Annotated in this window: 22 protein-coding genes and 1 tRNA gene; 16 read left to right on the forward strand and 7 right to left on the reverse strand. The window is 72.2% G+C overall.

Annotated elements, in window-relative coordinates:
- Window positions 1-84: 84 nt before the first annotated feature.
- The gene (locus ACIQAC_RS21100; RefSeq protein WP_402193199.1) at window positions 85-1,449 is read right to left on the reverse strand and encodes a M20/M25/M40 family metallo-hydrolase; all 1,365 of its coding nucleotides are present in this window, start codon (window positions 1,447-1,449) and stop codon (window positions 85-87) included.
- Window positions 1,450-1,593: 144 nt separating this feature from the next.
- Between ACIQAC_RS21100 and ACIQAC_RS21105 the strand changes: the two genes are divergently transcribed.
- The 4 genes from ACIQAC_RS21105 to ACIQAC_RS21120 all read left to right on the forward strand — a co-directional run bounded on the left by ACIQAC_RS21105 (window position 1,594) and on the right by ACIQAC_RS21120 (window position 7,783).
- Window positions 1,594-1,681, forward strand: a tRNA-Leu gene (locus ACIQAC_RS21105).
- A gap of 313 nt (window positions 1,682-1,994) precedes the next feature.
- On the forward strand, window positions 1,995-5,861 hold the full coding sequence (locus ACIQAC_RS21110; protein ID WP_402193200.1) for a Pls/PosA family non-ribosomal peptide synthetase: 3,867 nt from the start codon (window positions 1,995-1,997) through the stop codon (window positions 5,859-5,861).
- Window positions 5,862-5,993: 132 nt separating this feature from the next.
- A complete protein-coding gene (locus ACIQAC_RS21115) occupies window positions 5,994-7,373 on the forward strand; it encodes a M1 family metallopeptidase (RefSeq protein ID WP_402193202.1) in 1,380 nt (459 codons plus the stop codon).
- Window positions 7,370-7,783, forward strand: coding sequence for a YchJ family protein (locus tag ACIQAC_RS21120; protein WP_402193203.1), 414 nt, complete (start codon window positions 7,370-7,372; stop codon window positions 7,781-7,783). Before ACIQAC_RS21115 ends, ACIQAC_RS21120 begins: the two co-directional genes overlap by 4 nt.
- Before the next feature lie 27 nt (window positions 7,784-7,810).
- Here the strand turns inward: ACIQAC_RS21120 and ACIQAC_RS21125 are convergent, their stop codons facing one another.
- Window positions 7,811-8,512 carry a FadR/GntR family transcriptional regulator gene (locus ACIQAC_RS21125; protein ID WP_402193205.1) on the reverse strand — a complete coding sequence of 234 codons (702 nt, stop codon included), beginning with the start codon at window positions 8,510-8,512 and terminating at the stop codon, window positions 7,811-7,813.
- A gap of 139 nt (window positions 8,513-8,651) precedes the next feature.
- Between ACIQAC_RS21125 and ACIQAC_RS21130 the strand changes: the two genes are divergently transcribed.
- The 5 genes from ACIQAC_RS21130 (at window position 8,652) to ACIQAC_RS21150 (ending at window position 14,020) form a co-directional block, all read left to right on the forward strand.
- Window positions 8,652-9,173: a gluconokinase gene (locus ACIQAC_RS21130; protein ID WP_402193207.1), complete on the forward strand. Its 522-nt coding sequence runs from the start codon at window positions 8,652-8,654 to the stop codon at window positions 9,171-9,173.
- 49 nt (window positions 9,174-9,222) lie between these two features.
- The gene (locus ACIQAC_RS21135) at window positions 9,223-10,620 is read left to right on the forward strand and encodes a GntP family permease (RefSeq protein ID WP_402193208.1); all 1,398 of its coding nucleotides are present in this window, start codon (window positions 9,223-9,225) and stop codon (window positions 10,618-10,620) included.
- A gap of 13 nt (window positions 10,621-10,633) precedes the next feature.
- A complete protein-coding gene (locus ACIQAC_RS21140) occupies window positions 10,634-11,419 on the forward strand; it encodes an SDR family oxidoreductase (RefSeq protein ID WP_402193210.1) in 786 nt (261 codons plus the stop codon).
- A 14-nt stretch (window positions 11,420-11,433) separates the two neighbouring features.
- Window positions 11,434-12,465: an L-idonate 5-dehydrogenase gene (locus ACIQAC_RS21145; RefSeq protein WP_402193211.1), complete on the forward strand. Its 1,032-nt coding sequence runs from the start codon at window positions 11,434-11,436 to the stop codon at window positions 12,463-12,465.
- A 151-nt stretch (window positions 12,466-12,616) separates the two neighbouring features.
- Entirely contained in the window at window positions 12,617-14,020 is a 1,404-nt protein-coding gene (locus tag ACIQAC_RS21150) for a hypothetical protein (protein ID WP_402193213.1), read from the forward strand.
- Between the two features lie 262 nt (window positions 14,021-14,282).
- Here the strand turns inward: ACIQAC_RS21150 and ACIQAC_RS21155 are convergent, their stop codons facing one another.
- The 4 genes from ACIQAC_RS21155 to ACIQAC_RS21170 form a co-directional block, all read right to left on the reverse strand.
- The gene (locus tag ACIQAC_RS21155; RefSeq protein ID WP_402193214.1) at window positions 14,283-14,906 is read right to left on the reverse strand and encodes a cytochrome b/b6 domain-containing protein; all 624 of its coding nucleotides are present in this window, start codon (window positions 14,904-14,906) and stop codon (window positions 14,283-14,285) included.
- Complete coding sequence (locus tag ACIQAC_RS21160) at window positions 14,890-15,651, reverse strand: molybdopterin-dependent oxidoreductase (RefSeq protein WP_402193216.1); 762 nt, start codon at window positions 15,649-15,651, stop codon at window positions 14,890-14,892. Before ACIQAC_RS21160 ends, ACIQAC_RS21155 begins: the two co-directional genes overlap by 17 nt.
- Before the next feature lie 90 nt (window positions 15,652-15,741).
- Window positions 15,742-17,289: an APC family permease gene (locus ACIQAC_RS21165; RefSeq protein WP_402193218.1), complete on the reverse strand. Its 1,548-nt coding sequence runs from the start codon at window positions 17,287-17,289 to the stop codon at window positions 15,742-15,744.
- 49 nt (window positions 17,290-17,338) lie between these two features.
- A complete protein-coding gene (locus ACIQAC_RS21170) occupies window positions 17,339-18,289 on the reverse strand; it encodes a hypothetical protein (RefSeq protein WP_402193220.1) in 951 nt (316 codons plus the stop codon).
- A 352-nt stretch (window positions 18,290-18,641) separates the two neighbouring features.
- Here ACIQAC_RS21170 and ACIQAC_RS21175 point away from each other — a divergent pair, with 352 nt between their 5' ends.
- The 7 genes from ACIQAC_RS21175 to ACIQAC_RS21205 all read left to right on the forward strand — a co-directional run bounded on the left by ACIQAC_RS21175 (window position 18,642) and on the right by ACIQAC_RS21205 (window position 24,161).
- Window positions 18,642-19,541 (forward strand): DMT family transporter, encoded by a 900-nt coding sequence (locus ACIQAC_RS21175; RefSeq protein WP_402193221.1) that lies wholly within the window; start codon window positions 18,642-18,644, stop codon window positions 19,539-19,541.
- A 485-nt stretch (window positions 19,542-20,026) separates the two neighbouring features.
- On the forward strand, window positions 20,027-20,539 hold the full coding sequence (locus tag ACIQAC_RS21180; protein WP_402193223.1) for an NUDIX hydrolase: 513 nt from the start codon (window positions 20,027-20,029) through the stop codon (window positions 20,537-20,539).
- Window positions 20,540-20,549: 10 nt separating this feature from the next.
- On the forward strand, window positions 20,550-20,942 hold the full coding sequence (locus ACIQAC_RS21185) for a YidH family protein (protein WP_402193224.1): 393 nt from the start codon (window positions 20,550-20,552) through the stop codon (window positions 20,940-20,942).
- Complete coding sequence (locus ACIQAC_RS21190; protein ID WP_402193226.1) at window positions 20,930-21,268, forward strand: DUF202 domain-containing protein; 339 nt, start codon at window positions 20,930-20,932, stop codon at window positions 21,266-21,268. Before ACIQAC_RS21185 ends, ACIQAC_RS21190 begins: the two co-directional genes overlap by 13 nt.
- Before the next feature lie 146 nt (window positions 21,269-21,414).
- The gene (locus tag ACIQAC_RS21195) at window positions 21,415-21,711 is read left to right on the forward strand and encodes a hypothetical protein (protein ID WP_402193227.1); all 297 of its coding nucleotides are present in this window, start codon (window positions 21,415-21,417) and stop codon (window positions 21,709-21,711) included.
- A gap of 207 nt (window positions 21,712-21,918) precedes the next feature.
- A complete protein-coding gene (locus ACIQAC_RS21200; RefSeq protein WP_402193228.1) occupies window positions 21,919-22,941 on the forward strand; it encodes a phosphotransferase family protein in 1,023 nt (340 codons plus the stop codon).
- Window positions 22,942-22,946: 5 nt separating this feature from the next.
- Entirely contained in the window at window positions 22,947-24,161 is a 1,215-nt protein-coding gene (locus ACIQAC_RS21205) for an acyl-CoA dehydrogenase family protein (RefSeq protein ID WP_402193230.1), read from the forward strand.
- A 15-nt stretch (window positions 24,162-24,176) separates the two neighbouring features.
- On the opposite strand, the gene ACIQAC_RS21210 is transcribed toward ACIQAC_RS21205, so the two are convergent.
- Entirely contained in the window at window positions 24,177-24,770 is a 594-nt protein-coding gene (locus ACIQAC_RS21210; RefSeq protein WP_402193231.1) for a TetR/AcrR family transcriptional regulator, read from the reverse strand.
- Window positions 24,771-24,793 lie beyond the last annotated feature (23 nt).

Consider the following 24,793-nt stretch of genomic DNA (forward strand, 5'->3'; position numbering starts at 1 on the left):
GCTACGACCTGATGAGCGCATTCACTCTTCCCGGTCATCTCCGTACACGCGGGCGAATAATGAAGTGCCGTCTCCGGGGGCGATTCAGGATTCGTCGATGAACCGGTCGAGCACCCGCACGCCGAACTTCAGCCCCTCCACCGGCACCCGCTCGTCGACACCGTGGAACATGCCCGCGAAGTCCAGCTCGGGCGGCAGCCGGAGCGGCGCGAAGCCGAAGCAGCGGATGCCGAGGTCGTCGAAGGACTTGGCGTCGGTGCCGCCGGAGAGCATGTAGGGCACCGCGCGGGCGATCGGGTCCTCGGCGCTCAGCGCGCTCTGCATGGCGTCGACGAGCCGGCCGTCGAAGTCGGTCTCCAGCGCCTTGTCGCCGTGTACGTCCTCACGCCGCACCCGCGGGCCGAGGATCCGGTCGAGGTCGGCGAGGAACTCCTCCTCGTAGCCCGGCAGGAAGCGGCCGTCCACGTGCGCGGTGGCCTGCCCCGGGATGACGTTGACCTTGTAGCCCGCTCCGAGCATGGTGGGCGCCGCCGAGTTGCGGAGCGTCGCGCCGACCATCTTGGCGATGCCGCCGAGCTTGGCCAGCGTCTCGTCCATGTTCTCGGGGTCGAGCTCGGTGCCGAGCGCGTCGGAGAGCTCGTCGAGGAAGGACCGTACGGTCTTGGTGACCCGGACCGGCCAGGTGTGGCGGCCGAGCCGGCCGACCGCCTCGCACAGCTCGGTGATCGCGTTGTCGTTGTTGGTCATGGAGCCGTGGCCGGCCGTGCCGTCCACGGTGAGCCGCATCCAGTGCATGCCCTTCTGGGCGGTCTCCACCAGATACAGCCGCAGCTTCTCGTTGACCGTGAAGGAGAACCCGCCGACCTCGCCGATCGCCTCCGTGACGCCCTCGAAGAGCTCGGGGTGCTTGTCGACCAGGAACCGGGCGCCCCAGGTGCCGCCGGCCTCCTCGTCGGCGAGGAAGGCGAGCACGATGTCGCGCGGCGGCTTGCGGCCGGTGCGCAGCCGGTCGCGGACGACCGCGAGGGTCATCGCGTCCATGTCCTTCATGTCGACCGCGCCGCGGCCCCAGACGCAGCCGTCCGCGATCTCGCCGGAGAACGGGTCGTGCGTCCAGTCGGCCGCGTTGGCCGGGACGACGTCGGTGTGGCCGTGGATCAGCAGCGCGGGCCGGGACGGGTCCTCGCCCTCGATCCGGGCGACCGTGGAGGCGCGGCCCTTGTGGGATTCGAAGATCTTGGGTTCCAGGCCGACCTCGGCAAGCTTCTCGGCGACGTACTCGGCCGCCGCCCGTTCGCCGGGGCCCGAGTGGTCGCCGTAGTTGCTGGTGTCGATCCGGATCAGCTCACGGCAGAGGTCGACGACCTCGTCCTCGCCGGTGCCGCCGCCCGCGGTGCCCGTCTGGCTCACGCTGTTCCTCCCGCTGTCGCTGCTGGCAGTCCCCCACATCCTCCTCCCCGGCGGCGCCGGTCCCAAGACCGGGCCCGGTCCGTTACGCGCCGTTCACGTGCCCGGGGGGTGATCGGGCACCCCCGGAAGCCTGGTAATGTTTACGTCGTCGCCGCGAGGGAAACCCCGCACGACAGACACCTTGTCCGGGTGGCGGAATGGCAGACGCGCTAGCTTGAGGTGCTAGTGCCCTTTATCGGGCGTGGGGGTTCAAGTCCCCCCTCGGACACCAAGCTCAGACCCCTGTTGACCAGGGGTCTTCTGCTTTTTGGGGACAGCGCCGTCACCCGTGCCGACCGGCTCCGTGACCGTCCGTGCCGCTGATGTGTGGCATCTCTCCCCCGCTACGAAGATCCCGAGGTCACAGGGCATCCACCACCCGCCGGGCACCCCCGGACGCGCCGTTCGAGTGGCCGTCCCCAGGCGCCCGACCTAGCTTCGTACTAAAATTTCCGGCTTGTTACGGAGCTGGACCCGGACAACCCCAGGCGCACCTGCGGGCCCGCCAGCGCCCCGGGGTTTCCGGGATCGAGACGCGAGGACCGATGGCAGCCATACACGAGAGCAGTGCTCTCGGCCTGCTCGATGAAGAGATCCGCGAGCGATTCGGCGACACCGCACGTTTCTCCGGGGGCCAGCCGGCCCCGCCGCGCACCCTCGTCGACGTCTTCGACGCCTCCGTGCGCTCCTACCCGGACGAGCTCGCCCTGGACGACGGCACCACCCGGCTCACCTACCGCGCGCTGGCCGTGGAGGTCGAGCGGCTGCGCGCGCGGCTTGGTGCGGCGGGCGTGGGTCTCGGCGACCGCGTGGGGGTCCGGGTGCCGTCCGGGACCAATGATCTGTACGTGGCGATCCTCGCCGTGCTCGCGGCCGGCGCCGCCTATGTCCCGGTGGACGCCGAGGACCCCGACGAGCGCGCCGAGCTGGTCTTCGGCGAGGCCGATGTACGGGCCGTCGTCGGCGCGGGGCACGAGCTGACCCCGCACGGCCGCTCCGAGGTGCCCGCCGCACGGCCCGGCGTCGAGCACGACGCCTGGATCATCTTCACCTCCGGTTCGACCGGCAGGCCCAAGGGTGTCGCGGTGAGCCACCGCAGTGCCGCCGCGTTCGTCGACGCCGAGGCCGCGCTGTTCCTCACCGAGGACCCGATCGGGCCCGCCGACCGGGTCATGGCGGGCCTGTCCGTCGCCTTCGACGCGTCCTGCGAGGAGATGTGGCTGGCCTGGCGCTACGGCGCCTGTCTGGTGCCGGTGCCCCGCTCGCAGGTCAGGAGCGGCGCCGACCTCGGCCCCTGGCTGGTCGAGCAGGACATCACCGTGGTCTCGACGGTGCCCACGCTCGCCTCGCTGTGGGAGCCGGAGACGCTGAGCGACGTACGGCTGCTGATCTTCGGTGGTGAGGCCTGCCCGCCGGAGCTGACGCAGCGGCTGGTGACCGAGGGCCGGGAGGTCTGGAACACCTACGGGCCGACCGAGGCGACCGTCGTGGCGTGCGCGGCGCTGATGACCGGTGACGAGCCGATCCGGATCGGGCTGCCGCTCAAGGGCTGGGAGCTGGCCGTCGTGGACGAGGCCGGTGAGCCCGTCGCGATGGGTGACAGCGGTCAGCTGGTGATCGGCGGTGTGGGTCTCGCGCGCTATCTCGACGCCGAGAAGGACGCGGAGAAGTACGCGCCCCTCGAATCGCTGGGCTGGGAGCGGGCGTACCGCAGTGGTGACCTGGTGAAGGCGGAGCCCGAGGGGCTGGTCTTCCTCGGTCGCGCCGACGAGCAGATCAAGCTCGGCGGGCGGCGGATCGAGCTGGGCGAGGTGGACGCCGCGCTCCAGGCGCTGCCCGGCGTCGCCGGTGCCGCCGCCGCCGTACGGACCGCGCGCAGCGGCAACCAGCTGCTGGTCGGCTATGTCGTCACGCAGGACGGCTGGGACCAGGCGACGGCCGTGGAGAAGCTGCGCGCGGAGCTGCCGGCGGCCCTGGTGCCGCTGCTCGCGCCGGTGGCGGACCTGCCGACGCGTACGTCCGGCAAGGTCGACCGCAACGCGCTGCCGTGGCCCCTGGCGAACCTGGACACCGGCGGTCCCGCCGAGCCGCTGTACGGCACCGAGGCGTGGCTCGCCGAGCAGTGGACCGAGGTCCTCGGCATCCCGGTGAGCGGCGCCTCCGACGACTTCTTCGCGATCGGCGGCGGCTCTCTGGCCGCCGCCCAGCTCACCACCCGGCTGCGCACCCGCTACCCGAGCGCGGCCGTGCTCGACATCTACCAGCGGCCCACGCTGCGCAAGCTGGCCCGCCGCCTGGAGGAGTCCGTACAGGACGACACCGCGCAGCGGACCGTCGCGCCGGTGCCGACGCGCGCCAAGGTCGTGCAGCTGCTGACGCTCGTGCCGCTGTTCACGCTGCTCGGGCTGCGCTGGACCGTGGTGCTGACCGCGGTCGGCAATCTGCTGTCCGGGTACGCCTGGCTGCCGACCGCCTCGTGGTGGGCGATCGCGGCCGGGGCGCTGCTGTTCTTCAGTCCGCCCGGCCGGATCGCGATCGCGGCGGGTGGTGCGCGGCTGCTGCTGCGCGGGGTGCGGCCGGGCCGGTATCCGCGCGGCGGCAGTGTGCATCTGCGGCTGTGGGCGGCCGAGCGGCTGGCCGAGTTCAGTGGTGCGACCGGGCTGACCGGTTCGTGGCTGCTGCGTTACGCGCGGGCGCTGGGCGCCAAGGTCGGGCAGGACGCCGATCTGCACTCGCTGCCGCCGGTGACCGGGCTGCTGAAACTGGGCCGGGGCGCGGCCGTGGAGTCCGAGGTCGATCTGTCCGGCTACTGGCTGGACGGCGACCGGCTGCGGATCGGTGCGGTCAAGGTCGGCGCGCATGCCGTGGTCGGCACGCGCAGCATGCTGTTCCCGGGCGCCCGGGTCGGCAAGCGGGCCGAGGTGGCGCCGGGATCGGCGGTCGCCGGACAGGTCCCGACCGGGCAGCGCTGGGCGGGCTCGCCCGCGGTCAAGCTCGGCAGGGCCAAGCGGAACTGGCCCAAGGAGCGGCCGCAGCGCGGCACGTCCTGGCGGGCGATGTACGGGGTGACGGGGGTCGCGCTGACCCTGCTGCCGGTCGTCGCGGGTCTGGCCGCGCTGCTGGTGGCGCGCGCGTTCGTGGGCCCGGATCTCGGGCTCGCGGCGGCGCTGCGGGGTGCCGCGCTCGCGCTGGTGCCGGCGACGCTGACGTTCGGCGCGGTGTACGCGCTGCTGATCCTGGTCGGTGTGCGGGTGCTGAGCCTCGGTCTGCGGGAGGGCACGCATCCGACGCACAGCCGGATCGGCTGGCAGGCGTGGACGGTCACGCAGCTGATGGACCGCTCCCGCGAGACGCTGTTCCCGCTGTACGCCGGGCTGGTCACGCCGGTGTGGCTGCGGCTGCTCGGGATGCGGATCGGCAAGGGCGCCGAGGTGTCGACGGTGCTGGCGCTGCCGAGTCTCACGACGGTCGGCGAGGGCGCGTTCCTGGCCGACGACACGCTGACCGCTCCGTACGAGCTGGGCGGGGGCTGGATCAGGATCGGGCGCGCGGAGATCGGGCGGCGGGCGTTCCTCGGCAACTCGGGGATGACCGCGCCGGGGCGGACCGTGCCGGACGGCGGGCTCGTGGGTGTGCTGTCGGCGACGCCGAAGAAGGCGAAGAAGGGCACGTCGTATCTGGGGCTGCCGCCGGTGAAGCTGCCGCGCAGCGCGAGCGACGGCGACCAGAGCCGTACGTTCGACCCGCCGGCGCGGCTGCTGTGGGCGCGCGGTCTGGTGGAGCTGTGCCGGATCGTGCCGGTGCTGTGCTCGGCCGCGCTGGGTGTGCTCGTGGTGGCGGCGCTGAGTGTGCTGGGCGGGTGGGCCTGGCTGCTGGGCGGTGTGGTGCTGATCGGTGCGGGTGTGCTCGCCGGACTGGTGTCGATCGTGGCCAAGTGGGTACTGGTGGGGCGGCATCACGGCGGTGAACACCCGCTGTGGAGTTCGTTCGTGTGGCGCAACGAGCTGGCGGACACGTTCGTCGAGGTGCTCGCGGTGCCGTGGCTGGCCGGGTCGGTGCCGGGTACGCCGGTGATGACGGTCTGGATGCGTGGTCTGGGCGCGCGGATCGGCAAGGGTGTGTGGCTGGACAGCTACTGGCTGCCGGAGGCGGATCTGGTGACGCTCGGGGACGCGGTCACGGTGAACCGGGGCTGTGTCCTCCAGACGCACCTCTTCCACGACCGGATCTTGCGGACGGATACTGTGGTCCTCCGTGAGGGCGCGACGCTGGGTCCTGGCGGAATCGTGCTGCCCGGCAGCACGGTGGGTGCCCGCACCACCCTGGGTCCCGCGTCGCTGGTGATGGCGGCCGAGTCCCTTCCCGACGACACCCGCTGGCTGGGGAACCCGATCGAGTCATGGCGTCGGTAGGTGCGGCTCCCGCGGCGTCGGGGCAGAAGACCGCAGAAGACCGCGGGCGGAACAGGCGGACACAGGCGGACGCGGACGGACGCACACGATCGCGGACGACGTACGAGCGCAGCGCAGGGAGCAGGCGGGTCAGTGGCAGTTCAGCAGTCGGCGGGTCCGGACCCGTACTTTCCGGGCAACGGTGACCCCCACTACCGGGTTCACCGCTACGAACTCGTCGTGGACTACCGGCCCGGACCCAACCGGCTCTCGGGCACGGCCCGGATCAACGCCATAGCGGGCCGTGCGCCGCTGGCGGACTTCCAGCTCAACCTGGCCGCCTTCAGGATCGGCCGGGTGCGGGTGGACGGCCGGCAGCCGCACTACACGCATCGCGGCGGACGGCTGCGGGTCAAGCCGGCGAAGGCGATCCGTCCCGGGGCCGCGTTCACCGTGGAGGTGCAGTGGTCGGGCAACCCCAAGCCGGTCAACAGCCCCTGGGGCGGCATCGGCTGGGAGGAGCTGACCGACGGCGCGCTGGTGGCGAGCCAGCCGGTCGGAGCGCCGTCCTGGTACCCGTGCAACGACCGGCCCGCGGACAAGGCCTCGTACCAGATCACCATCACCACGCCGTCGGCGTACTCGGTGGTGGCGGGTGGCCGGCTGCTGACGCGGACCACGAAGGCGTCCACGACGACCTGGGTGTACGAGCAGGCGGCGCCGACGTCGAGCTATCTCGTCGGGCTGTCGATCGGCAAGTACCAGACGGTGCTGCTGGGTGACACGGGGTTCGGCGGGGTGCCGCAGCACGGGCACATCCCGGCGCAGCTGCTGCCGGAGTTCTCCCGGGACTTCGCGCGGCAGCCGCAGATGATGGAGCTGTTCCAGGAGCTGTTCGGGCCCTACCCGTTCGACGAGTACGCGGTCGTGGTGACCGAGGAGGAGCTCGACGTCCCCGTCGAGGCACAGGGGTTGTCGCTGTTCGGCGCCAACCACGTGGACGGGGGCCGCGGTTCGGAGCGGCTGGTGGCGCACGAGCTGGCCCACCAGTGGTTCGGCAACAGTGTGTCCATCGCGGACTGGCGGCACATCTGGCTGAACGAGGGGTTCGCCAAGTACGCCGAGTGGCTGTGGTCGGAGCGCTCGGGGGGCCGCAGCGCCCAGCAACTCGCCGCGTCGGCGCACCGGTTGCTGTCGACGCTGCCGCAGGGCCTGAAGCTCGCCGATCCCGGCCGCAAGCTGATGTTCGACGACCGGCTCTACGAGCGTGGCGGGGTCGCGGTGCACGCGGTGCGCTGCGCCCTGGGCGACGAGGCGTTCTTCCGGATGCTGCGCGGCTGGGTGTCGCTGCACCGGGGCGGGACGGCCACGACGGCGATGTTCACCGCGCACGCGAACCGTTTCGCGAGCGAGCCGCTGGACGAGCTGTTCGAGGCGTGGCTGTACGGGACGGCGTTGCCGCCGCTTCCGTCGGCCGGTCCCGCACTGCCGGCGCGGCCGCAGTATCCGCCGAGCGCGGGGCAGTCGGCATGAGCAAGTCGTCCCGGCGGACGCCCCGTTCGGCGGCGCCCGCGCGCTGTCCCTGCGGGCTGCGGGAGCCGTACGACGACTGCTGCGGCCGTTTCCACGCCGGTACGGCCGGTGCGCCGACCGCGGAGGCGCTGATGCGGTCGCGGTACAGCGCGTTCGTGCGGCGGGACGAGCCGTATCTGCTGCGGACCTGGCATCCGCGGACGCGTCCGGCGTCGGTCGAGCTCGATCCGGACATGCGCTGGACGGGTCTCGAGATCCTCGGCACGAGTGACGGCTCGGCGTTCCACACGGCCGGCACCGTGGAGTTCCGGGCGTCGTTCCGGGGCGGGGCGCTGCACGAGCGGAGCCGGTTCGAGCGGGTCGACGGGGCGTGGGTGTACGTCGACGGGGAGTTCCCGCAGGGCGTCTAGAACCCCCGCTCGGGGCTCCCGCGGCTCTCAGGGGGCCAGGATGTCCAGTTCCTGGAGGGCGCCGACCGTGATCTCGCGGGTCAGGGCCTCCGCGCGGACCGCGTCGCCCGCGCGGACCGCCTCCGCGACCTGCACGTGCAGGGTGACGGCAGCCGGGTCGGGGTCCTCGAACATCACGTCGTGATGGGTGCGGCCCGCCAGGACCTCCGCGACGACGTCGCCGAGGCGGGCGAACATCTCGTTGCCCGAAGCCGTGAGGATGACCCGGTGGAAGGCGACGTCGTGGATGAGATACGCCTCCAGGCGGTGGCCACGCGAGTTGGCGACCATGCCGAGCGTGCACTCGGTGAGCGCGGCGCACTGGTCCGCCGTGGCGTGCTTCGCCGCGAGGCCGGCCGCGACGGGTTCGACGGCCGAGCGCAGCACGGTCAGTGAGCGGAGCTGGCGGGGGCGGTCGATGCCGGCCAGGCGCCAGCGGATGACCTGCGGGTCGTAGACGTTCCACTCGCTCTCGGGGCGGACCGTGACGCCGACGCGGCGGCGGGACTCGACCAGGTGCATGGACTCCAGCACGCGGACCGCCTCGCGCATCACGGACCGGGACACGTCGAAACGCTGGGCCAGTTCGTCGGTGCGCAGGACACTGCCCGGCGGGTACTCGCCCGCGGTGATCTCGGGGCCGAGGGTGTCCAGTACATGGCCGTGCAGCCCCCGGCCCGTTGTGCTCATGCACTCAGCGTACGGGCCGGATCACGGAAACAAAAAGTCGGACTTATAAGTCACAGACTCTTGAATTAGTCGGACCTTATGGGTTTCATTGCTCGACATCACCTTGAGGACACATGTCGAAGAAGACAGCGAGGCAGCGATGAGCACCCCCCACGTCGTGGTGGTCATGGGCGTCGCGGGCACCGGCAAGACCACCATCGGTCCCCTGCTGGCCGCCCGGCTCGGCGTCCCGTACGCCGAGGGCGACGACTTCCACCCGCGGGCCAACATCGACAAGATGACGGCCGGCACCGCGCTCACCGACGACGACCGTTGGCCCTGGCTCGACGCGATCGGCGCCTGGGCGGACAGCCGGACCGGGCTCGGCGGAGTGGTCAGCAGCTCGGCGCTGAAGCGCTCGTACCGGGACCGGTTGCGGGCCGCCGCACCGGACCTGGTCTTCGTGCACCTCACGGGTGACCGCGCGCTGATCGAGGACCGGATGTCGCACCGGCAGGGCCACTTCATGCCGGCCGCGCTCCTGGACTCGCAGTTCGCCACGCTCGAACCGCTCCAGCCGGACGAGGCCGGAGTCGCCGTAGACGTCTCCGGCAGTCCCGAGGAGATCACCGAACGGGCCGTCCACGCGCTGGACGAGCTGTCCGACCCGGCCGCGCGGTAGCCCCGCACCAGGCCCCTCCCCCGTCCCCGTATCTGCAAGGGAATCCCCCGTGACCAGACTCAGTGTCGAGCTGCTGGCAGCGGACCCGGTCGAGCCGATCACCTCGGCCGGCCACGCCCAGCTGGGTGTCGCCGTCCTGGCGGGCATCGCCGTCATCGTCCTGCTCATCACCAAGTTCAAGCTGCACGCGTTCCTGTCCCTGACCATCGGGTCCCTGGCGCTCGGCGCGTTCGCCGGGGCGCCCCTGGACAAGGTGATCGCCAGCTTCACCGCCGGCCTCGGGACCACGGTCGCGGGTGTGGGTGTGCTGATCGCCCTCGGCGCGATCCTCGGCAAGATGCTGGCCGACTCCGGCGGCGCCGACGAGATCGTCGACACGATCCTCGCGAAGACCGGTGGCCGTTCCATGCCGTGGGTGATGGTGCTGATCGCCTCGGTGATCGGGCTGCCGCTGTTCTTCGAGGTCGGTGTGGTGCTGCTGATCCCGGTCGTGCTGATGGTCGCCAAGCGCGGCAACTACTCCCTGATGCGGATCGGCATCCCGGCCCTCGCGGGCCTGTCCGTGATGCACGGGCTGGTGCCGCCGCACCCCGGGCCGCTGGTCGCGATCGACGCGGTCAAGGCCGACCTCGGGGTGACGCTGGCGCTCGGTGTGCTGGTCGCGATCCCCACGGTGATCATCGCCGGGCCGCTGTTCTCGCGGTACGCGGCCCGCTGGGTGGACGTGCCGGTCCCGGAACGTATGGTCCCCGAAAGGGCCTCGGAGACCCTGGAGAAGCGGCCGGGCTTCGGCGCGACGCTGATCACCATCCTGCTGCCGGTCGTCCTGATGCTGTCCAAGGCGCTCGTCGACATCCTCATAGACGACCCCGAGAACACCACCCAGCGGGTCTTCGACGTCGTCGGCTCCCCGCTGATCGCCCTACTCGCGTCCGTACTGCTGGGCATCTTCACGCTGCTGCGGCCCGCCGGGTTCGCCAAGGACCGGGTCTCCGGGCTGGTCGAGAAGGGTCTCGCGCCCATCGCGGGCATCCTGCTGATCGTCGGCGCCGGCGGCGGCTTCAAGCAGACGCTGATCGACACGGGCGTCGGCCAGATGGTTCTGGAGATCTCCGAGGACTGGTCGATCCCGGCCCTGCTGCTGGCCTGGCTGATCGCGGTGGCGATCCGGCTCGCGACCGGTTCGGCGACCGTGGCGACCGTCTCGGCCGCCGGTCTGGTGGCGCCGCTCGCGGCCGGTATGTCGACCGGCGAGACCGCCCTGCTGGTCCTCGCGATCGGCGCCGGATCGCTGTTCTTCAGCCATGTCAACGACGCCGGGTTCTGGCTCGTGAAGGAGTACTTCGGGCTGACCGTCGGCCAGACGCTCAAGACCTGGTCGGTGATGGAGACCATCATCTCGGTGGTCGCCGGAGGCTTCGTCATGCTCCTTTCCCTGGTCATCTAGGAGGCGTACGACCATGACGGCTCACCCTCTCTTCGACGTCACCGGCCGCACGGCCCTGGTCACCGGCTCCAGCCGCGGCATCGGCCTGGCACTCGCCCGGGGCCTGCTGGAGGCCGGCTGCACGGTCGTCCTCAACGGACGGGACGAGCGGCGCCTGAAGCACGCGGCCGACGAACTGCGGGCGCAGGCTCCCGACGGGATCCCGGGCGACGTGCACATCGCCGCCTTCGACGTGACGGACGGTCCCGCGGTCGACGCCGGGATCGCCGGGGTCGAGGAGCGGGTGGGCCCGCTGGACATCCTGGTCAACAACGCCGGGATGCAACTGCGCGCCCCGCTCCTGGAGTTCACCGCCGCCGACTGGCACCGGATCATCGACACCAATCTGACCAGCGCCTTCCTGGTGGGCCGTGCCGCGGCCCGCGGGATGACGGCCCGCGGCCACGGCAAGATCGTCAACATCTGCTCGTTGCAGAGCGAGGTGGCCCGGCCCGGCATCGCGCCCTACGCGGCCACCAAGGGCGCGCTGAAGATGCTGACCAAGGGCATGTGCGCCGACTGGGGCCCGCACGGCGTGCAGGTCAACGGGCTCGGCCCCGGCTACATCGAGACCGAACTGACAAGGCCGCTCGTCGAGGACCCGCAGTTCAGTACCTGGGTCCGCGGACGCACCCCGGCAGGACGCTGGGGCCGTACGGAGGACCTGGTGGGCGGGGTGCTGTTCCTCGCCTCCCCGGCCGCCGACTTCGTGGGCGGACAGGTGCTCTACGTCGACGGCGGAATGACCAGCGTGCTGTGAGGAGGGCCGTGCGGATGCTCGGTTGTGTGATCCACGGACAGGGCGACCTGCGGGTCGAGGAGCTGCCGCGCCCGGTGCCGGGGCCCGGCCAGGCGCTGGTCGCGGTCCGCTACGGCGGGGTGTGCGGCTCGGACCTGCACTACTGGCGGCACGGCGGGGTCGGCGACTTCCGGCTGCGCGAGCCGATGCTGCTCGGACACGAGGTGGTCGGGACGGTCGTGGAGTACGGCTCCCCGGACACCCCGGGACCGGCCGTCGGTACGTCCGTCGCCGTGCACCCGGCGACCCCCTGCGGGGTCTGCCCGGAGTGCGCGGACGGGCGGCGGAACGTCTGCCGGGACACCCGCTACCTCGGCAGCGCGGCCCGCTTTCCGCATGTGCAGGGCGGGTTCGCGCAGTTCCGTGCCGTGCCCGCGGAGCAGCTGCGGCCCCTTCCCGGCGGCCTGGACCTGCGGCGGGCCGCGCTCGCCGAACCGCTGTCCGTCGCCCTGCACGCCGTGCGCCGGGCCGGGCCGGTCGCCGGGCGGCACGTGCTGGTCACCGGTGCCGGGCCCATCGGCTGCCTGGTGGTCGCGGCGGCGAAGGCGGCCGGGGCGGACCGGGTGACGGTGACCGATCTGCTGCCGGAGGCGCTGCGGTACGCGTCGGTCGCCGGCGCCGACACACTCGTCCGCGCGGACGATCCGTCCGACGCCGGGTGGCCCGCCGAGGTCGACGTGGCGGTGGAGGCGTCGGGGGTGGCGGCCGGACTCGACACGTGTCTGCGGCTGGTACGGCGCGGCGGGGTCGTGGTGCAGCTCGGGATGCTGCCTCCCGGACAGTCGCCGTTCGCGGGAAACCTCGTGGTGAGCCGGGAGATCGAACTGCGGGGCGCGTTCCGCTTCGACACCGAGTTCGACGACGCGCTCGCCCTGCTGACGGCCGGACCTTCGTTCGACGGGCTGATCAGCGCGGTGGTGCCGGTGCGGGCGGCGGAGTCGGCGTTCGCGCTGGCCGCGGACCGGGCGCGCGCGTGCAAGGTGCTGCTGGATCTGTCGGACGCGTGAGCGGACGAAGGGGATGAACCGGGCGGGCTTGTGGTGATGTTGGTACGGACGAAAGGGATTCGCGCCTTCCCTCTGGGCCCGGCGGGGTTGATGATGTAGAGGCCTCCGGTGGCCGCACGCTGCCCCGGAGGGCATCACATCGGGGGGTGGCATGGCGGTTTCCCTGGGGACACGCATCTCGGGGTTGCTGGTCGCGGGGACGGTGGCGGTGGTCGCCGTCGCGTTCGCCGGGCCGGGACCCGACGCCGACGGGCACTGGAACGGCCGGAGCGTGCCGGGTACGGCGGGGCCGTCGGCCGGCGCGGTCGGCGGGACGGTGACCCCGGGGCCGACGTCACCGGTTCCGCCTCTGCTCTCGCTGCCCGCGGGGAACGCGACCGGGACGGTGGGTTCGGTGCCGCCGACCGACGCGCCGCGGAAGCCGTGGCGAGCCCCTGACGCAGCTCCTTCCTCCCCGACCGCACCGGTCGGTGACCTCCCCTGGCTGCCGCCCGGTCCCGGTTCGTCCGACGCGGACCATGTGCCGGATCCCGCGAGCGTGTACGACGTGCTGGTCGACCCCGGGCAGTGCGCGGCGGGCCTTGCCGCGGTGCCGGCGGCCGCGGCGGATCCCGACTGGCAGGTCATGAAGGGACTGGCGTCGGCGTGTCTGGCCGTGCAGGGCCGGGGTGGTGACTGGGACACCGCGAGCGCCGCGTACGCCGCCGCCGTGGGCAAGGTCGGCAGTTGCAAGGGGCGGGCCGCGCTGACCGTGCTGGAGGGGCTTCTCGACTTCCGTCGCGCGCACCCCGGGAAGCGGGCGCGGCTCGCCGCGGATCCGGATGCGAAGCCGGCCTGTGTGCTGGAGATCGCGTCGGTGGATGCGGGTGGTGCGGACGTGCGGCCCGGTGACGCCGTGCGGATCGAGCTGCGGGGTACGCACTTCGACGCCGCGGAACTGGCGCTGGGCGCGCAGGTGTTGATCGACGGCGTGCCGGTCGCCGTGCCGCCGCTCGCGGTGCCGGGTGCGGGGGCTGTGCTGTCGGTGGTGGTGCCGGAGCTTGCGGGTTATCCGCGGACGGTGGGGGTGAGCGTCCGCTACGGCGACGTCGAGGCGAGCCTCGCGGAGGCGTTCACCGTCGTCGCGCCGGGTCCGGTGTCGTCACCGGGGACGGAGGATCCGGGAACGGGACCGGGGCCGGGGCCGGGGACAGGGCCGGGTGCCGGAGATCCGGGTGGGGAGGAGCCGATCTCCCTGGATCCGGTGGAGGGGGCGCCTGCGCCGCCGCCGGGGGATCCGGGGACGGATACGCCTGGGGCTGACGAGCCGGGGGTGCCTGAGCCGGGTACGGATACGCCGGGGGCGCCTGAGTCGGGTACGCCCGGGCCGGGGGCCGATGAGCCAGGGGTGCCTGAGTCGGGGACCGACGAGCCCGGGGTGCCGGGATCAGGGGCGCCTGTGCCTGGGGCGCCGGAAGCGGGGAATTCCGAGGTCGGGGGGAGCTTCGTAGGCGAGGGGTGCTGGACCCACCCAGGGGCGCGGGGAACTGCGCGAACGGCCACGACGGTGGGGTAGCCGGGGTCGTACCGGACGTCACGGGACGACGGCCGTCGGGCGGCTGCTTCGCCGTCGTGGCTTGTCGCGCAGTTCCCCGCGCCCCTGGGTGGGCTGTGGTCGCCTCCGCCGGAATGCGCCGTGCGCCTGCGCGGGGCGTCGGGTGGCTGTCCCGCCGTCGTGGCTGGGCGCGCAGTTCCCCGCGCCCCTGGGTGGGGGCAGGCACCTGCGTTGGGATGGCGTCGTGGCTGGGCGGGTAGGTGCCCGTGTTCCTGGGTGGGGGCTACTTGCGCCAGAGGGGGTGGTTTTGGGATGCCCAGGATTGGGAGGCTGAGCCTGTTCGGAGGGCGCGGCGGGATTCCGGGTCGGCGAGGGCCATGCCGATGTGGCCGGCGAGGACGATGCCGATGGTGAGGGCGAGCCAGTCGTGGACGAAGGTCGCACCCGTGCGCCAGCGCAGGGACGTGAGACCCGTGAACCACATGAGCAGACCCGTGCCGAGCATGACGAGCGTCGCGCCGGCGATCCAGGACGCGTAGAGCTTCTGGCCGGCGTTGAACTTGTCCGCCGGGCGGGAGCCGGGGCGGTGGTCGCGGCGGAGTACCGACCGCAGCCAGACCTTGTCGTGGGGGCCGAAGCGGTTCAGGCGGCCGAGGTCCCGGCGGAAGGCACGGGAGGCCAGGCCCGCCAGGACGGGGACGGGGAGGGCGAGGCCCGCCCACTCGTGGATCCGGACCACCAGCTCGCGGCGGCCGACGAGTTCGGCGAGCTGCGGGAGGTAGAGACAGGCCGCGGTCGCCACGCAGATGCCCATCAGCAATGCCGTCATGCGGTGGATCCAGCGCTCCGCGCGGCTGAAGCGCCGGATACGCGCCGCAGCCGGCGGGGCCTCAGCTCGTAGGCTCATCGTCGCGTCCGTTCGAACGGCCCACCCAGGCGTCGACGTCGTAGCCGCGCTCTTCCCAGTAGCCGGGCTCGACGTCCTTGGTCAGGGTGATGCCGGAGAGCCACTTGGCGGACTTGTAGAAGTACATGGGGGCCACGTAGAGGCGGACCGGGCCGCCGTGCGAGTGGCCGAGGTCCTTGTCCTGCATCCGCAGGGCGACCAGGACGTCGGCGCGCCGGGCCTGGTCGAGGGTGAGGCTCTCGGAGTACGCGCCGTCGAAGCAGGTGAAGCGCACCGCCCCGGCCGAAGGGCGCACTCCCGCGGCGTCCAGCAGCCGGGACAGCCGTACCCCCTCGAAGGGGGTGCCCGGGACCCGCCAGCCGGTGACGCACTGCACGTCACGGACCATCCGGGTCTGCCGCATGGCCCGGAGGTCGGCCAGCGTGAACGTGGTGGGGCGGTCGACCAGACCGTCGATCGTGAGACGGTAGTCGGTCGCGCTCTTGCGGGGTACGGACGCGGTGACCGAGTAGTAGCGGAAGCCGCCGCCGTTGGGGAGCAGGTTGGTGAGACCGGTGGGGTCCTTGTCGGCCGCTCCGGCGAGGAAGGACTCCATGCCTCGCTGGAGGGTGGGCGCGGCAAGCACGCCGAAGGCGCCCAGGCCGAGGGTGCCGAGGAGGACCCGCCGCCCGACGGGCTTGCCGGGCGCCTCGGCCGGTGCGGGGTCGCCGGGGGTGTCCGGTGCCTCGGGGTGTTCGGGGTTCACACCGTCATTCGAGCACCCGCGAACCCGTTCGGGCCAGGGTTCGCGGATGCTCGTCAGCCTTCCGTAAGCATTGGGTGGGCCGGGCCGCTGTCAGGACGAGCGCGACTCGGCCTCCTTCTCCAGCTGGAACGCCTCGTTGCCCTGGCCGATCCGGGCATGGGCCTCGGGTGCCCGGGCCTTCATGACCAGGCCCTGGACGAGTCCGGCGACGATCGCGAGGCCGATGATGCCGGGCAGGATCCAGCTCAGGGAGGAGCCGGGTCCGGCGCCGACCAGGACGTCGAAGTCCTTGACCGTGTAGAACGCGATCACCACGAGGGCGAGCCCGGCGAGCGCGGAGGTCACCAGCCGCCAGCCCTGGGTGCCGGCGGCTCCCCGGCGGACGAAGAAGACGACCACGGAGAGGGACGCGGCGGCCATCAGCAGGATCACGCCGAGCGCGCCGATGTTGCCGAACCAGGTGAACAGGTGCAGCACCGGCGCGGTCGGGTCGCCGTCGGGTCCGTCGTCGGTGAGCGCGAAGGCGATGACGATGACCGCGGACACGGCGGTCTGGAGCAGCGAGCCGGTGCCCGGGGCGCCGCTGCTGCCGGTCGTACGGCCGAAGGCGGACGGCAGCAGGCCCTCGCGGCCCATGGCGAAGGCGTACCGGGCGACGACGTTGTGGAAGCTCAGCATCGCGGCGAACATGCCGGTCACGAAGAGCACGTGCAGGACGTCGGTGAACGTACCGCCGAGGCGGGGTTCGGTGAGGAAGAACAGCAGGCCGGCGCTCTGTTCCTGTGCGGCCGGCACGATCCCCCCGGGGCCCGCGGCGACGGTGAGGGCCCAGCTGCTGAACGCGAAGAACGCGGCGGTGCCGCCGACGGCGAGGAACATCACGCGCGGTACCAGGATGTGCGGCCGGCTGGTCTCCTCGGCGTAGACCGGGGCCTGTTCGAAGCCGAGGAAGGCCGCGATGCAGAAGCAGAGGGCGGTGCCGACGCCGGCGCCGCTGAGGGTGTCGGGGTTGAAGGGGTGCAGGGACAAGCCCTCGGGGCCCGGGTCGGCGATGGCGGCAACGTCGAAGATGACCACGAGGGCGACCTCGATGACCAGCAGGACGCCCAGCACACGCGCGTTGACGTCGATCTTCAGCCAGCCGAGCGCGCCGACCACGGCGAGCGCCACGAGCGCCGGTATCCACCAGGCGACCGTCACCTCGGCGTAGGTGGCGAGGAGGCCGGCCACCTCGAAGCCGAAGATGCCGTAGATGCCGGCCTGGAGGGCGTTGTAGGCGACGAGGGCGACCATGGCGGCGCTCGCGCCGGCGGTGCCGCCGAGGCCGCGGGAGATGTAGGCGTAGAAGGCGCCCGCGTTGTGGACGTGGCGGCTCATCTCGGCGTAGCCGATGCCGAACAGGACCAGGACCACGCCGAGGACGACGAAGAGCAGGGGCTGTCCGACGATGCCCATCACCGCGAATGTAGTGGGCATGACACCCGCGACCACCATCAGAGGGGCGGTCGCGGCGAGCACGGAGAGCAGCAGGCCCCCCGTTCCGAGCCGGTCGGCGCGCAGCGCGCGTTCCTGCCCCTTGAACGTGCTGATGCCGTCGGGCGCGGCTGATCTGCTCTTGCTCGGACTGCCGGTGCTCATCGGGGGTGAGTCCTTTCGGAGGGACGGGTCGGAATCCTGTGTGCGGGCGTCAACCGGCGCCGAGCGCGCTGTCGCGGGCCGCGCGGAAGGCGCTGTGCGGGTCGTGGTCCGGGTAGGACCAGGGCTGGGGCGTGAAGTGGTCGCCGATCCGGTGGAAGAGGGCGGCGGCCTCGGCGCCGCGGCCCTCGCAGTACTTGGCGTGGGCGAGGAAGTTCAGGTCGACCAGGCGCCGCGGATGGTCCTCGTGCTCCCACTCCAGCCACCAGTCGAACGCCGCCTTCATCACCTGGCGGGCCCGGCGTCCGGACCAGTGCCCGGAGGCGGCCGGGTCGGCGGGCAGCCGGCCCGCGGCGGCGAGCACCCGGAACCGCTCGGCGTGCGCGACGACCGGCAGGATGGCGAGCGGGGAGTCGGCGGGTGCCTGCTCGGCGGCCCAGTTGGCGAAGTCGTACACCTCGTGCAGCGGGTCGGCGCCGCCCTCGGTCAGCCGCTCGGCGAGCCGCGCCACCAGGAGGTGGTGGGCGTGGTGGTGGTCGGCGTGCCGGTGGCGGACCTCGTCGAAGAGCCGGACCACGTCCTCGTCGGCGCCCACGGCCCGTTCCAGCATCAGCAGCCCGAGCCACGGGGTGGGGTCGTCGGGGACCAGTTCGGCGGCCGCCCGGCCGGCCTGGCGGGCCCGCGCGGGCTTCTCCTTGCCGCGCAGGACGCCGTGGGCCAGCGCGAACGCGAGCAGTACGGCGGCGTCGGCGGACTCGGGTTCGGCCAGCTGCCACTCGCGGGCCCAGGCGGCGCTGTACGACTCGGCGGCGAGGACCGTGACGCGGTGGCCGCGCCGGTCCCAGTCGTCGCCGGTGCGCACCAGCAGGGAGCGGACGGCCTGCCAGCGTCCTTGGGCGAGCGCGGCACGGGCGGCACTGAGATCGGTGTCGTCGAGAGCCGCGTCGTAGGCCTGAGCCGCTCTCTTGCGGCCCCGGCCAAGGGGAGGCGGGGGAGGAGACACCGCAAGACTTCCTCAGCGACGATGTGGTGGTGGTCGGCGCGTCATCGGCCGATCACGGACAGCAAAACCGCAGCCAACGCTTACCGTCAAGTGCGAGAGCGGCGTGACACGCGTCAACTGGTGTGAATGAAGTGACAGTTGCCCCTGCTCCGGTGGAGATGGGCGCCGTGCCCGGCCCAGTTCCCGGGTAAGAGTGTGGTGTACGCCATAGCCATGTGGGGTTCGGCGGCGGACCATGGGCTGTCAATGGCCGCGCCACCATCGGGCGCTCCCAGGGGCACCCCGCCCCGTGGGCCACTAGAGTCGGCCGTCCCGCACTCCGTGTCCCGGCCGGATGATCCTGAGGTACAGCGTGTCGGTTCTGGTACTGGTTCTCTCCGTGAGCGCCGCGTGCTGCCTGGGCTTCGGTTTCGTCCTCCAGCAGAACGCCGCCCAGCGGGCGCCCCTCGGCGACTTCCTCTCCCCGCGCCTCCTCCTGGACCTGATGCGGGTGCCGCGCTGGCTCGGCGGTATCGCCCTGATGGCGGCGGGCATGGGACTGGGCGCGGTCGCGCTCGGCCAGGGCCAGCTGTCCCTGGTGGAGCCGCTGCTCGCGACGAACCTGCTGTTCGCGCTCGCGCTCTCCCGGCACCAGACCAAGCAGCCGCTGGGCCGGCAGGGGTGGGCGGGGCTCGCGCTGCTCGCGGGCGGGGTGAGCGCGTTCATCGTGGCGGGCCAGCCGGAGGGTGGTACCGCGGTCACGGATCCGGTACGGCACTGGCTGATCATCGGTGTGATGGTCGGGCTCGCGATGCTGTTCACGACGTACGCCAAGCGTTCCCGGCTCAGCTCGGGGCCCGTGCTGCTCGCGCTGGCCGCGGGGCTGCTCTACGGGGTGCAGGACGCGCTGACGCGGGTCAGTGGGCAGCGCTTCAGTGAGGGTGGGTTGCTTGAGCTGCTGACCGGGTGGCAGCCGTATGCCGTGCTGGTGCTCGGCGTCACGGGGCTGATTCTGGTGCAGAGTGCGTTCGAGACCGCGTCGCTGCGGATGTCGTTGCCTGCGCTTACCGCGGCGCAGCCTATTGCCGGGATCATCTGTGGGGTGGGGTTCCTCGGGGACCGGCTTCGGATGGATCCCGGGGCGCTTGCGTGGGAGGCGGCGGGGCTTGCCGCCGTGGTTGCCGGCATCGTCCTGCTGGGCCTGCACCCGGCGATGCCCCGGGGGGCGGCGCAGCCCCGGGTGCCCCAACTCCAGCCCCTCCGCCCGAGCTGACGTTCCCCGTTCTCGGGTGCGGCGCCATCGCGGCTTGTCGCGCAGTTCCCCGCGCCCCTGAAGGGGTTGCGTTTCGGGTGCGGCGCCGTCGTGGTCGTTCGCGCAGTTCCCCGCGCCCCTTGAGGGTCGATTTTCGGGTGCGGCGCCGTCGTAGTCGTTCGCGCAGTTCCCCGCGCCCCTGGGAGGTGGGGGGGTCGGACGGATCTTCTGTGCGGCGCCGTCGTGGTCGTTCGCGCAGTTCCCCGCGCCCCTGAGAGGTGGGGGGTTCGGAGGGATCTTCTGTGCGGCGCCGTCGTGGTTGAGCGCGCGGTTCCCCGCGCCCCTGGGTGGGTGGCCCGGGCGTGGTTCGCCATCCGGTGCCGCTCAGGGCAGCCTCCTCAGGGGCGCGGGGAACTGCGCGACCAGCCACGACGGGGCCGCAACGGACAAACCCTCCGGACCACCCACCCCCGGGGGCCGCGGGACGCGGCTGCTTGGATGGGGGGATGAGTGCTGCTGACGAGATCCTCGACGTCGTCGACGAGCAGGACCGGGTGGTCGGGCAGGCATCGCGTGGGGAGATCTACGCCAGGGGACTGCGGCACCGCTGTGTCTTCGTTCAGGCCCGCGACACCTCCGGCCGGATCTTCGTGCACCGGCGCACCGCGACCAAGCTGGTCTTCCCCTCCCTGCACGACATGTTCGTAGGCGGAGTCGTCGGCGCAGGCGAGTCCTACGACGACGCCGCCCTGCGCGAGGCGGAGGAGGAGCTGGGGGTGTCGGGACTCCCCCGGCCGACCCACCTGTTCACGTTCCTCTACGACAACGGGGCCGGGCAGAGCTGGTGGTCCGCGGTCTACGAGGTGCGGTGCGAGCTGCCCGTACGACCCCAGGTCGAGGAGGTCGCGTGGCACGACTTCCTGCCGGAGACCGAGGTCGAGCGCCTGCTCACGGAGTGGGAGTGGGTGCCCGACGGACTGGCCGCCTACCGGCGGCTGCGGACCACGCCACCGGGTTAGGGTCGTGCGCGTGAGCGAATTCGTGCAGAACGTCCGCCTGTGGTTCGGGCCCGAACGCCTCCGCGGGGACGGCGGCACCCCCGACTACCGCTTCTCGCTGGCGAACGAGCGCACGTTCCTGGCCTGGCTGCGTACCGCGCTGGCACTGATCGGCGGCGGCTTCGCGGTGGACCAGTTCCTGCCCGACCTGCGCTGGGGCTGGCGGGTCGGCCTGGCGCTCGCCCTGCTCGCGGCCGGCGTCCTGTGCGCGCTGCGGGCGATCAACCACATGGTGCGCTGCGAGCGCGCGATGCGCCGGGGCGAGGACCTGCCGGTGTCACGGTTCCCGGCCGTGCTGAGCCTGGTCATCGCGGTCGTGGCCGTCGCCATGGTCGTGGTCGTGCTGTTCGGATGGGCGGGGTGAACCCGGTCCTCACCGGGGAGCGGGACCCGGGGCTCCAGCCGGAGCGCACCCGCCTGGCATGGCGTCGTACGACCCTCTCGGGCACCGTGGCCTCCGTACTCGCCGTACGGACCACCCTGCGCGGCGGCCCCTCCGTCACCGGCGTGCTCGCCTGCGCCGCATGCTGTCTGCTCTGGCTGGGCTTCCTGATGATCGCCCACCGCCGGATCCGCGTGCTCGCCGCGGAGGCGGCCGGCCGGCCGCAGGCGATCGCCCCGCGCCAGGCGGCCGCCGCGGCCCTGTGCACGGTCGCGCTCGCCGCGGTGGCGATGACGCTGGTCTTCTGACGGCACCCGCCCGGCACCCGCCCGCTCGCCGCCCCGGACCCCGCTCATATGGGGTACTCGGAGGGCACGCCACCGAGATGCCCCCATATGCTCGGTTTCGTATGGCAACGTGTCCGTCGCCATTCCCCCACCCCAAGGTGAGCACCATGACCACCACGCACCTGGAACACCCCTCCCACTCGCACATCCACGGCCCGGACTGCGGTCACACCGCCGTCCCGCACGAGGACCACGTGGACTACGCGCACGACGGTCATCTGCACCGCGAGCACTCCGGCCACTGGGACGAGTGCGAGGCCGCCGGGCACACCGCCCACGAGGGCCACGAGCACCGGCACGGCGAGAACTGCGGCCACCAGTCCGTGCTGCACGGCGACCACGTCGACTACGTGCACGACGGCCACCGGCACGCCGCGCACGACGGCCACTGGGACGACCACTGACCGGACCGACGGACCGGACACGCTGACCGGCCCCACCGACCGGCCACGATCCGGCCGGAATTCGCCTCTCGACGGCTCCCCGCGCTCCGGCACGGGGAGCCGTCGGCCTAGGGTGGGCCCGATCACGTTCCCCGCAGCCGTCTGGACGACATACCGACCGGTCGGCATCATGTGTGGAGTCCCGTTCACGCGTCCGTAGGAGCGACGATGGCTTCCGACCACCCGCCCGGTCTCGACCCCGCCAGGCTGCGCGACCTGCTCGACCGTGAGCGACCCGGTCTGGTGCAGGGCCCGCTGACCGGCCGGCTGATCGAGGGCGGACGCTCGAACCTCACCTACGCGGTCACGGACGGCACCTCCCGGTGGGTCGTCAGACGGCCCCCGCTCGGCCACGTCCTCGCGACCGCGCACGACATGAAGCGCGAGCACCGGGTGATCAGCGCACTGCACCCGACGAACGTCCCGGTGCCGGAGCCGGTCCTGCTGTGCGAGGACGAGGACGTGCTCGGAGCGCCGTTCTACGTCATGGAGTTCGTGCCCGGCACCCCGTACCGCACCGCCGAGCAGCTCGCCCCGCTGGGCCCCGAGCGCACCCGGGACGCCGTACTGGCGCTGGTGGACACCCTCGTGGACCTGCACGCGGTGGACCCCGAGGCCGTGGGGCTCGGCGACTTCGGGCGCCCCGAGGGGTTCCTCGACCGCCAGCTGCGGCGCTGGGGCAAGCAGCTGGACGCCTCGCGCAACCGCGAGCTGGCCGGCATCGACGAGCTGCACGCGGCCCTCGGGCGCGCGCTGCCCCACTCCCCCGCCCCGACGGTCGTGCACGGCGACTACCGGCTGGACAACGTCCTGCTCGGCGAGAACGACCGGATCACGGCGATCCTCGACTGGGAGATGTCCACACTCGGCGATCCGCTGACCGACCTGGGCCTGCTGGTGATGTACAGCCTGCCGCTGGGCATGCCCGAGTCTCCCGTCTCCACCACGGCCATGGCGGCCGGGCATCCCGCGCCCGCGGAGCTGATCGAGCGGTATGCCGCGCGCTCGGGACGCGATGTCTCCGCGGTCTCCTGGTACACGGCGTTCGCCTGGTTCAAGCTCGCCGTGATCCTGGAGGGCATCCACTACCGCTACACGCTGGGCCAGACGGTCGGGCGCGGTTTCGACCGCATCGGGGACCTGGTTCCCGTCTTCATCCAGCACGGTCTGACCACTCTTCAGGAAGGCTGACGGCCATGGACTTCGCGTTCGACGCACGCACCGAGGAACTGCGCGCCAAGCTGCTCGCCTTCATGGACGAGTACGTCTACCCGGCCGAGGAGGTGGCCGAGGAGCAGCGGGCGCTGCTCGCCTCGCCGTGGGACACCCCGCGGATCGTGGAGGAGCTGAAGGCCGAGGCGCGCAGGCAGGGCCTGTGGAACCTCTTCCTGCCGGACGCCGAGTACGGCGCCGGCCTCACCAACCTCCAGTACGCCCCGCTGGCCGAGATCACCGGCCGCTCCCCGCATCTCGCGCCGCCCGCGACCAACTGCGCCGCGCCGGACACCGGGAACATGGAGGTGCTGGCGCAGTTCGGCGACGAGGCGCAGAAGAAGCAGTGGCTGGAGCCGCTCCTTGCCGGTGAGATCCGCTCGGCGTTCGCGATGACCGAGCCGGAGGTGGCCTCCTCGGACGCCACCAACATCACGACCCACATCCGGCGCGAGGGCGACGAGTACGTCATCACGGGCCGCAAGTGGTACATCTCCGGGGCGATGAACCCGGACTGCGCGATCTTCATCGTGATGGGCAAGACCGACCCGGACGGGCCAGACATCCGCCGTCAGCAGTCCATGGTGCTGGTCCCGCGCGACACCCCGGGCGTCACCGTGCACCGCGCCATGAAGGTCTTCGGCTACGAGGACCACTCGCACGGCGGCCACGCCGAGGTGATCTTCGACCACGCGCGTGTGCCGGTCGCGAACCTGATCGGTGAGGAGGGCGGCGGCTTCGCCATCGCGCAGGCCCGGCTCGGCCCCGGCCGGATCCACCACTGCATGCGGCTGATCGGGATGGCGGAGCGGGCCATCGAGCTGATGTGCCGGCGGGCGGTGTCGCGTACCGCGTTCGGCAAGGCGCTCGGGCAGCAGGGTGTGGTCCACAACTGGATCGCGGACGCGCGGGTCACCGTGGAGCAGCTGCGGCTGCTGGTGCTGAAGACGGCCTGGCTGATGGACACCGTCGGCAACAAGGGCGCGCACGCCGAGATCCAGGCCATCAAGATCGCCACGCCTCGCGCGGTCGTCGACATCCTCGACCGGGCGATCCAGCTGCACGGGGCGGGCGGTGTGAGCCAGGACTTCCCGCTGGCGGAGCTGTACGCGGCGGCGCGCACGCTGATGATCGCGGACGGTCCGGACGAGGTGCACCAGCGCTCGCTCGCACGGCGGGAGCTGAAGAAGTACCTGTAGGGGTACGCGCGCAGGCTACGGGCGCAGGGCGCGCAGCAGCAGGTCGGCGAGGTGGTCGGCGACCTGCTGCGGGGTGAGTGGTCCGTCCGGGCGGTACCAGGTCGACAGGTGGTGGACCGAGCCGAAGTGGTAGTCCACGACCAGGTCGGCCGGGGTCGCCTTCGAGAAGACGCCCTCGCGCTGGCCCTCCTCGATGAGCGCGCGGAACCTCTCGTGGTAGCGGCGGCGCTCGGCGCGCACCTGCTTGTTCTTCTCCGGGCTCAGCTGGTGCATCGAGCGGAAGAAGATCATCGCGTCGTCGAGGTTCTCGATGGTGGTGACCACCACGTCCGCCGCCGCGTCCCGGACCCGCTTCTCCACCGGCTCGTCCGCGTCGGCGAAGGCGTCGAGACGGTCCTGCTGGACCCGCAGCACACGCGCGTACACCTCCTGGAGGAGGTCGTCCTTGGAACCGAAGTAGTGGTAGAGCGCCCCCTTGGTGACGCCCGCGGCCTCGACGATCTCCTGTACGGAGGTCCGGTCGTAGCCCTGCTCGGCGAAGAGCCGGGTGGCGGCGGCCAGCAGCCGCTGCGGGACGGGGGCCCCGTCTCCGTCGGTCGTCCTGGGCACTGCCGCCACCCGCCTTCCGGTGA

Source organism: Streptomyces sp. NPDC088387, from assembly GCF_044753385.1.
Classification (GTDB): Bacteria; Actinomycetota; Actinomycetes; order Streptomycetales; family Streptomycetaceae; genus Streptomyces.